This is a genomic window from Variovorax sp. PCZ-1 (assembly GCF_018413605.1).
Taxonomy (GTDB): Bacteria; Pseudomonadota; Gammaproteobacteria; order Burkholderiales; family Burkholderiaceae_C; genus JANMDU01.
This window is the reverse complement of sequence record NZ_JAHCDN010000008.1, coordinates 1-8,933: the sequence shown is the minus strand read 5'-3', so window position 1 is coordinate 8,933 and position 8,933 is coordinate 1. Positions and strand designations below refer to the sequence as shown.

Below are 8,933 nucleotides of genomic sequence, written 5' to 3'. Positions count from 1 at the left end.
AGCGTGCAGGCTCAGGCAATGCACCTGTCCATTCAAAAGCTTGCGTGCCGGGTGGTTGCTTGTACCAACCGGGATCTTTATAGTCGCCCGGTTTCTGATCCTTACGCACCTTGACCATGCTGAACATACCGCCCATCTCGACCGAGCCGTAAGGCCCTGTGCCTGTCATCATCGGTGCGGTGTTCTCAGGCAGCTCCATCTCCATCTCGCCCATATCGGCCATGCCGCGTTCGCCCATCACCATGTAGTCGGGAATGGCTTTTTGGATTTTTCTCACGAGTCCTTTGTGATCCACGCCGATCATGGTTGGAACATCATGCCCCATCGCATTCATCGTGTGATGGCTCTTGTGGCAATGAAATGCCCAATCGCCTTCTTCGTCAGCAAGGAACTCGATCTGGCGCATTTGTCCCACGGCTACATCGGTTGTCACTTCATACCAGCGAGTCGATTTTGGCGTGGGGCCACCATCCGTGCCCGTGACGAGGAATTCGTGTCCATGAAGATGAATCGGGTGATTGGTCATTGTCAAATTGCCGATGCGGATACGTACTTTGTCATTGAGCCGCACGTTGAGCGAATCAATGCCGGGAAAGATACGGCTGTTCCAACTCCAGAGATTGAAGTCCAGCATGGTCATGATCTTGGGAGTCATGCTGCCGGGATCAATGTCATAGGCATTGAGCAAGAAGCAAAAATCGCGGTTGACTTCATCAATCACAGGATTCTTTTCTTTCGGGTGCGTGACCCAAAAACCCATCATGCCCATGGCCATCTGCGTCATCTCGTCGGCATGTGGGTGGTACATGAAGGTGCCGGGGCGACGCGCCACAAACTCATACACGGGGTCTCCTCGTTTTCAGTGCAATAAGTGACGGTACGAAAAGCTAGCACTGGCGCGGAGGTGGTGTTGGTAGATCGTTGATTTCATTGACTTTCCTGTTCACTTTCAAATCTGCGATTCGTGGCGTCAAACCGTGGTCGGTTTCATCCATTGGTGCCAGTTATCGATGCATTTGGCCGCGAAGGCAGGATTTGGTCAGCATAGCGGTCAACCGGGAAGCGAAACACACCCCGCAAGTTGATGCTCTCCAGCCTGGTGGGCGCAATCTTCCCGATCAGTTCCGGTGGAATGACCTGGCGGCGGTTCGACCAGCGATCCAGGACCGCCTGCATCTGTGAGGTATTCCACGCCATCACGATGTTGGCCATCAGGCTCAACGCATCGGCCACAGCCTGCATTTCATCGACACGTTTGGCCTGCGCCGGGCTGATCCGGCCGGTATAAATGGCGCGCTTGAGGGCGTTAACAGCCTCGCCCCGATTGAGCACCCGGCGCAACTCGTTCCTGAAAGCGTCCTTGACAAAGTAGTCAGCCAAAAACGCCGTACGCAGCAACCGCCCCAATTGCACGCCAGCCTCATAGATTGGATCGCCCTGGGCGGCAGAACCGAACCGCGCAAGAGCTGCCACCGCACTGGCATGTCCGCTCATGACCGAGGCTGCCAGGTGCACCAGACTATCCCAATGCTTTTCGATCAAAGCGACGTCGACATTGGCTTCGCACACCGCAGCGATTTCTGCGGGCACTTTGGTGCCGCGTGGCACAAAGAGGTGGCGCTGTTTGAGTTCCTTCAACCGCGGGCAAAGATCAAAACCAAGCAAACGGGCATGTGACATGGCAAAGTCGGTGTAGCCATGGGTATCCACAGCAAGCTGGCTGGTCTCCAGCTTTTCTTGGCGGACATGGGTGTGAGCGGTGCCGCCCACATCCAGGACGAACTGCTGTACGGCCTGCCCGACACCACCCCCGTGGCCATCGTGCACAACGCCAGCCTGCCCACGCAGCGCCATGCAGTCTGCACACTGGGCGAGCTGCAGACCACCATCGCCCGGGAAGGCCTGGCCAGCCCCAGCGTCATCGTGGTCGGTGATGTGATGCAGGGCCTGCTGGCCGCAGCCCAGGTCCCCGAACGGGAACCCCTGGGCCAGACGCGCACCGCCTGAGCGTTCAGGCAGCCGCGAGCTGCTGGTTTTGTGGTGTGCGCGTGGCCCCCACCGCCAGCAGCGCCAAGGCCAGCGCCAGGGTGTAGTGCATCAATTGCACGGTGTTGAACAAGCCCAGGTAGTTGCTGTCGGCCTTGCCAGTAGCCGCCACCACAAAGCTGCCCAGCAAAGCCAGCGTGCCCGCCAAGCCCCAGGTATTGCGCTGCTGCACCGCCGTCCAGGCAATCACCAGCGCACACACGCCCGGCACCACCTGCGACCAGAGCGCCAGACCGGCCAGCGTCAGCACGATGCCGACACCCCCCACGACCAGCACAAAACGCCCGACCGCCGCGCCACGTGTGGCCAGCGGCGCATCCGGCCAGCGCAGGCCTGATGCAAGCAACGGAAACGCAGCACATGCGGCCAGCAGGCTGGTGAAACGGTGTGGCCCCAGCATCTCGGCCCAGCCCGAATACCGCAGTACACCCAGGCAGGCCGCCAAACCGATCAGGCCGGCGGCCACTGCCACAGCAGGCCGCTGGCGCAGGTGAAACCACAGGATAGCGGCACACACCAGCAGCAGCACCAGATCCGACAAGGCGTCCGGATTCATGCTGCCACTCCCACCGCGTTGGCAGGGGCAACGGCCTGGCGATTCAGCCAGACCACACTGCCCACACACAACACCAGCAACGCACCCTTGAGCAGCAGCGGCGCCTCAAACCCAAACCACTGCGGCACGGCGGCGAACGACACACCCAGCGCCAGCAGACGCACCTGCTCCAGCCACTTGCCCCAGACAAAACGCTCGAGCAGCGCCCCCAGCGCCACCGCCGTGACCAAAATGCCCAGCGCGTACACCGCGGCCGTGCCTCTGTCCAGGCCCTTGGCCACACCGATGAAATGCGAAACAAAAGACACCAGCACCGCGGACTGCAGCGCCACGTACCAACGCAGCGGCGCGGGGGTTTGCACATCAAAGCGGGTAAAGGTGCGGGGCTCGAAATGTTCGATGGGTTCGTCGGTCCAGCCGCCCGGTGGCGCCACCCAGACACCCAGCTTGGCGCGCCAGCCCTTTGCCGCACGGGACATCTGCCACAGGTCGGCGTAGTAGTGCAGGTTGCCCTTGATCGGGCTGAAGCTGTGCAGCGGCTTGCGGATGCCGTAGCAAATTTTCTCGTCATCGCGCTCGTCGGCAAAAGTGCCGAACAGACGGTCCCACAGGACCAGGATACCGCCGTAGTTCTTGTCGATGCAGTAGTCGTTCTGGCCGTGGTGCACGCGGTGGTTGCTGGGCGTGACCAGAATGCGGTCCAGCACGCCCATGCGGCCTATCAGCTCGGTGTGCACCCAGTACTGGTACAGCAGGTCGATCAGGCCCACGATCACCAGCATCTGCCATGGGATACCGAGCACCGCCAGGGGCAGGTAAAACACCCAGCCGAATAACGCGCCGGTAGAGGTCTGCCGCAGTGCGGTGGACAGGTTGTAGTACTCCGATGAGTGGTGCACCACATGCGAGGCCCACATGACATTGACCTCGTGGTACATGCGGTGCGCCCAGTAGTAACACAGGTCGTACAGCACCAGGGCCAGAATCCACAGCGGAATACTGCTCATGGACCATTCGGTAAAGCGGTAGGCCTCATACACCGCGATGTAGATGCCCAGCGTGGCGATCTTGGTGAAGGCGTTGGTCACCTGGCTCAACAGGCCATGGTGCAGGCTGGTGATGGCGTCGGGAATGTCGTAGACCGCCACACCGCGCCGCCGGGCCACCCAGGCCTCGAGCAGGATGGTGAGCATGAATACGGGTATGGCGTAAACAATGGGATTCATGGTTTTGTCTCTCTCGTTATGCAGCGCCTCTGTATCGGGTACCGTCATCGTTGAAATTCTACACTACAGCCCATGCAAAGTTTTGATGTTGTGATCGTGGGTGCCGGTGCGGCGATGTCCCGCTCGCTGTTGAACCGTGACCGGTGACGGCTCCTCGGTGGACATGCTACGCGGCCTTCAAGACGGCGCCGTTGTCGCTTTCGGGGCGACGGCCATCCAGGGCCTTGAGGAGGGTGCGCATCTGGCCGCAGCCACGCAGCTTGCGCATTCGCGTGGCCGCGTCGCTGAGCGCGCTGGCCACCCAGCGCAGCACCATCTGCCCGTCGCCCCAGCGCTTGACGTTGCGGCTGTAGTGCGCCACCGAGCCGTTCAGGTTCTCGATGGGGTTGGTCGTGCGCAGCGTGCGGTACAGCGCCCCGGTGATGCCCAGTGCCTGGACGGTCAGCGTCTCCTCCAGGCCCTCGCGCAGACTGGCCGCCGCACCCGGGTGCCTGGCCTGCAGCGCGGATGCCAGACGGCCGAGTTGCTTGCGCGCCAGTTCGGCGTCCGAGGCCGACCAGGCGTCCTTCAGGGCCCGCTTGACGCCGGCGTGCATGTCTTCGGGCAGGTGCTCCAGCACGTTGCGGCGCTTGTGCTCCTGGCAGCGCTGGAGGAGCGCGCACGCGCCGAAGGTCTGGACGATGGCCTTGCGCAGCGCCTTGCCGCCGTCGATCACCCACAGCCGCATGCGTTGGGCATCCAGCCCGCGCTCGACCAGGTCCGACAGCAGCGAGACGACCACCCGCGTGGCCTCGGTGGAGCCCTCGCGCAGCCCCAGGACGTGCTTGTCTCCTTGGGCGTCGATGCCCAGCGCCAGCAGGATGACGCGGTCGCGGAAGTGGATGCCGTCGATCATCACGACGGGCAGGTCCAGATCGCCCAGGGGCCGTGCGAGCCACTGTGCCAGCTGCTGCTGGCTGAGCTGCACGAAGCGGCGCGACACCGCGCTCTTGGAGGCCGCACGCGGCCGGTGTGCCGCCGGCACCGGCTCCTGGGTGCTGGCGTAACGCCGAGTCGACACACCCGCGGCGATGGCGGCCATCGTGGCGGCGTCCAGCGGGTCGCGGCCAGCAGCCCACTCGAAGCTGCGCAGTGACAACTCGCCCTCGGTCGTCGAGCGTGCCCGCGGTCGCCGTACGGCGATGCGCTGGCCGCCCAGCACGACCTGGCTGGCGGTGGTGCCGCCGCGCACGGCGCGCCGGCCAGCGTCCGGCACGCCCTTGGGGCCGCACAGCGCGATCCTGTCGGCTTCCATCATCGCGGCCAGCACCTTCTGGCCAGCGTCGATGCACAGGCCCAGGAAGGCGTGGCGAACATCGCGCAGAACACCCTGCACGGGCAGCGAGATCTGGACCTGCGAAGCAGGCATGGCCCGCAGCGCGGGCTTCGTGTGAGACTTCACTCTGGTGGCTCCTTCGGTTGCTTGTGAGGCAACCCGCATGCTCGCGCATGCGGGTCGAAGGAGCCGCCACCTCAGCTCATGCGTTCAACAGACTCCGGGACATCGCCCTCGTGCACCGCCTTGTGCGCCAGCATGGGCTGGCCCACGATGTCGCCGATGGCGAAGATGTGCGGCACATTGGTGCGCATCTGGATGTCCACGTTGGGGTCTCCTCGTTTTCAGTGCAATAAGTGACGGTACGAAAAGCTAGCACTGGCGCGGAGGTGGTGTTGGTAGATCGTTGATTTCATTGACTTTCCTGTTCACTTTCAAATCTGCGATTCGTGGCGTCAAACCGTGGTCGGTTTCATCCATTGGTGCCAGTTATCGATGCATTTGGCCGCGAAGGCAGGATTTGGTCAGCATAGCGGTCAACCGGGAAGCGAAACACACCCCGCAAGTTGATGCTCTCCAGCCTGGTGGGCGCAATCTTCCCGATCAGTTCCGGTGGAATGACCTGGCGGCGGTTCGACCAGCGATCCAGGACCGCCTGCATCTGTGAGGTATTCCACGCCATCACGATGTTGGCCATCAGGCTCAACGCATCGGCCACAGCCTGCATTTCATCGACACGTTTGGCCTGCGCCGGGCTGATCCGGCCGGTATAAATGGCGCGCTTGAGGGCGTTAACAGCCTCGCCCCGATTGAGCACCCGGCGCAACTCGTTCCTGAAAGCGTCCTTGACAAAGTAGTCAGCCAAAAACGCCGTACGCAGCAACCGCCCCAATTGCACGCCAGCCTCATAGATTGGATCGCCCTGGGCGGCAGAACCGAACCGCGCAAGAGCTGCCACCGCACTGGCATGTCCGCTCATGACCGAGGCTGCCAGGTGCACCAGACTATCCCAATGCTTTTCGATCAAAGCGACGTCGACATTGGCTTCGCACACCGCAGCGATTTCTGCGGGCACTTTGGTGCCGCGTGGCACAAAGAGGTGGCGCTGTTTGAGTTCCTTCAACCGCGGGCAAAGATCAAAACCAAGCAAACGGGCATGTGACATGGCAAAGTCGGTGTAGCCATGGGTATCCACAGCAAGCTGGCTGGTCTCCAGCTTTTCTTGGCGGATGACACCTTCAATGGCCACGCCCGCCTGGCGCTCATTGAGCACAAAGGGCTGCGCATGGAAGATGCCCCACCGGTCTTTTACATGGGAGTAGATTCCAATGGAAGGTGTGTTGCGCCGAGGATCAAGCCGGGCTTGCCACACCCGTTTGGTGGTCTCCATGCTCATCATGTCAGAAGATGCCAAATCGGACCGCCCCCAGGTGGCGGCAATCGGGTGTCGCTGCATGAATTCCAGCACAGCCTGGCAGGCCTGGCTCAGACGCCGTTCGTCCCGCGCCCAGCGCATGGCCTGGCGAATGCTGGTGGCAGACAATTGCGGAATCATGCGCGCGCATTCGACCGCAGTCAGACTGGTGCCGTGGGCCATGATGCCGGCATAGACCATCAGCAGCTCGTCGGTAGAGCGCGGCTCACGTCCGAGCATGATCCAGCTAAAGCGCACCTGGGCGTCAACGGCCAGAATCACTTCCGGCAATTGAACCTCACCGATGCGGTGATCCAAAGCCGCGCGCAGCTTGGTCACTTCTGGGTCTTCGTCCTCTGCGGGCAATGGCGACAAATGGAGTTCATCATCCACGCGCAGTACGCCACTGCGGGCTGCAGCGGCCACCGCATCGACACCGGCAGTTACTCTGGCCAGCAAAGGCTTCAAGAAAGTGGCAGCCTTGCTGGGTAACGATAGACGGGCATAGTGTTTCTTGGACTCTGCCTGCCAACGCTCGTCCGTGAAGAACAAGCGCGCACGACCCCGAAAGCTCAGGCTGTGCTCAATCCAGACCGAGCCATTGCGCACCGCGCGGCGCAGGGCAAACAGGGTGGCCACCTCCAACGCCTGAAACGCCCGTTCCCGGTCTGGGCTGGAGATCGAAACCTGCCAGATCATTCCCAGACTTGGTGCCACCACTTCAACTGGCAGCTTTCTGGATCCTTTGAGATATAAAGCTTGCAGCTTGGCAAGGTACTCGATGGCAGGATGCTCGCCGGTGGCCTGCCAGGGCAGCTTTGCAATGGCGACGAGCAACGACCGCACGGGGCGAATTCCATCAATCAATCCCTCGCGGACCAGGGAGGCCCTGCTCGGTGGTTTGCGTTTCTGGGTTTCGGTGATCAAGGCTTCAAGACGGGCACGCAACTCAGCATCTGGCACCGCACCTTGCGCGCTCAAGGCAACAAGTTCGCCGAGCAGCGTTTTGTACATTGCGGCCCAATTGACGGTAGCGGGGACATCGGCGGCAGCCTGACGCCACAGATCGGCGATCCGGCGCTGCACCATAAGGATCAACTGGTCTGTGGTGGTGAACAGGCAATACCGAAGAAAGCATGCGACCTCCACGGTGCGCGCTGGCTCTTTGATCTTGGCTCCGGCTGAGGGCGGCCTGGAGACAAGTCGGCGCGCGTAGCGGCGCAAGATGAGATCGGGGATGTCTGCCAGGTGCTTATGAACGTCCAGCGTGTAAAGCAGGTCGATGCGCTCCAGTACCTCGCTGATTTGGCGGGTTGAGTGTTTCGCCGGTGCAGCCCATAGCCAACTCTGCTGGGTTTGTCCATCTGGGCGCAGCTCTGAAACTGAGGCTCGCCAGCGATCAAGTGTTGCTGGATCAACGCTGGCGGCGATGGCGGTGCCTGTTTCAACTTCAAGCTGGGCAAGTGCCGCCGCAATCAGTGTCCGAATTGCCCGCTCGTGCACGATCACCAGCTTGTTCTTGTACAGCCATTGACGCGCCCGCACGAGTAGCTGATCGCGGTCGGCGCAGCGCGCCACTTCGTCGCGCAGTTCACGTACCAGTGAGCGGCGCTGGTGCTCGCTCATCCACTGGAATCCAAGGACCGTGCAGGCTACTTGTTGGTGATCGAATAGCGTGCGCCCGCGTTCATACATGGCTCTCAGCGAGGCGACTTCTGGTGCTGCAATGCCAAGCTCGTTGCCAAGGTGGCGCCACAAGGCTACTGGAATTACCCGAAAGGCACCGAGCAAACGCCCACTCATGCGCAGGAAACCAATATGGAGCGCCAGACCAAGCTTGTGGGAATCACCTCGGCGTGCATTGATTGCGTCGCGCTCGGCACCATCGAAGGTGAAAAATGCCTTCATCTCGAAGTCGCTGATATCGCGGGGGAGCCCACGCATCCCCAAAAACGTTGTGTGCCAACCCTGCATCGTGAACCTCAAAAGTGGGAGGCCACCATACCCGTTTACAAAGCGAACAGGAAAGTCAATGAAATCAACGGTCTACCCAGACCACCCCCGCGCCAGTGCTAGCTTTGCGTACCGTCACTTATTGCACTGAAAACGAGGAGACCCCTGGCAAGCCGTAGCCAAAGGAATTGGTTTGCAGCCCCAATAGCAGTGAAGTGGTCAACCTCTTGTGCCGCATCGCTATTCGCTTAAGAACAAGGCAATGTTGCGCTTGAGGCTGCATTGATTTGACTCGTGACAGCGTTAGCGAATACGCGAGAAAGGCCATTTAAGCTGCTGCCAATATGAGTTATTGATTGTCTCGTGACGCAAGCCTACTTCGCCTGATCGAGGACCAGTTTTTGCATGATGAAACGTGCCAAA

Annotated in this window: 4 protein-coding genes and 4 pseudogenes; 1 reads left to right on the top strand and 7 read right to left on the bottom strand. The window is 61.1% G+C overall.

Features of this window, described 5'->3' with window-relative positions:
- Together KIH26_RS16735 and KIH26_RS16730 are read right to left on the bottom strand one after the other, a co-directional pair.
- A pseudogene (locus KIH26_RS16735) lies at nt 1–844 on the bottom strand (multicopper oxidase domain-containing protein); the annotation flags it as partial.
- A 143-nt stretch (nt 845–987) separates the two neighbouring features.
- A pseudogene (locus KIH26_RS16730) lies at nt 988–1,746 on the bottom strand (Tn3 family transposase); the annotation flags it as partial.
- Between KIH26_RS16730 and KIH26_RS16725 the strand changes: the two are divergent.
- A pseudogene (locus KIH26_RS16725) lies at nt 1,747–2,007 on the top strand (SAM-dependent methyltransferase); the annotation flags it as partial. It abuts the pseudogene before it with no gap.
- 4 nt (nt 2,008–2,011) lie between these two features.
- On the opposite strand, the gene KIH26_RS16720 reads toward KIH26_RS16725, so the two are convergent.
- The 5 genes and pseudogenes from KIH26_RS16720 to KIH26_RS16700 form a co-directional block, all read right to left on the bottom strand.
- Nucleotides 2,012–2,602: a hypothetical protein gene (locus tag KIH26_RS16720; protein ID WP_015061189.1), complete on the bottom strand. Its 591-nt coding sequence runs from the start codon at nt 2,600–2,602 to the stop codon at nt 2,012–2,014.
- Nucleotides 2,599–3,795: a sterol desaturase family protein gene (locus tag KIH26_RS16715; RefSeq protein ID WP_213446833.1), complete on the bottom strand. Its 1,197-nt coding sequence runs from the start codon at nt 3,793–3,795 to the stop codon at nt 2,599–2,601. Before KIH26_RS16715 ends, KIH26_RS16720 begins: the two co-directional genes overlap by 4 nt.
- Before the next feature lie 199 nt (nt 3,796–3,994).
- Nucleotides 3,995–5,269 carry an IS256 family transposase gene (locus KIH26_RS16710; RefSeq protein WP_164886976.1) on the bottom strand — a complete coding sequence of 425 codons (1,275 nt, stop codon included), beginning with the start codon at nt 5,267–5,269 and terminating at the stop codon, nt 3,995–3,997.
- Nucleotides 5,270–5,355: 86 nt separating this feature from the next.
- Nucleotides 5,356–5,484 (bottom strand): annotated as a pseudogene (locus KIH26_RS16705) (FAD-dependent oxidoreductase); the annotation flags it as partial.
- A 131-nt stretch (nt 5,485–5,615) separates the two neighbouring features.
- Entirely contained in the window at nt 5,616–8,531 is a 2,916-nt protein-coding gene (locus tag KIH26_RS16700; protein WP_003049965.1) for a Tn3-like element IS1071 family transposase, read from the bottom strand.
- Nucleotides 8,532–8,933: the final 402 nt, after the last annotated feature.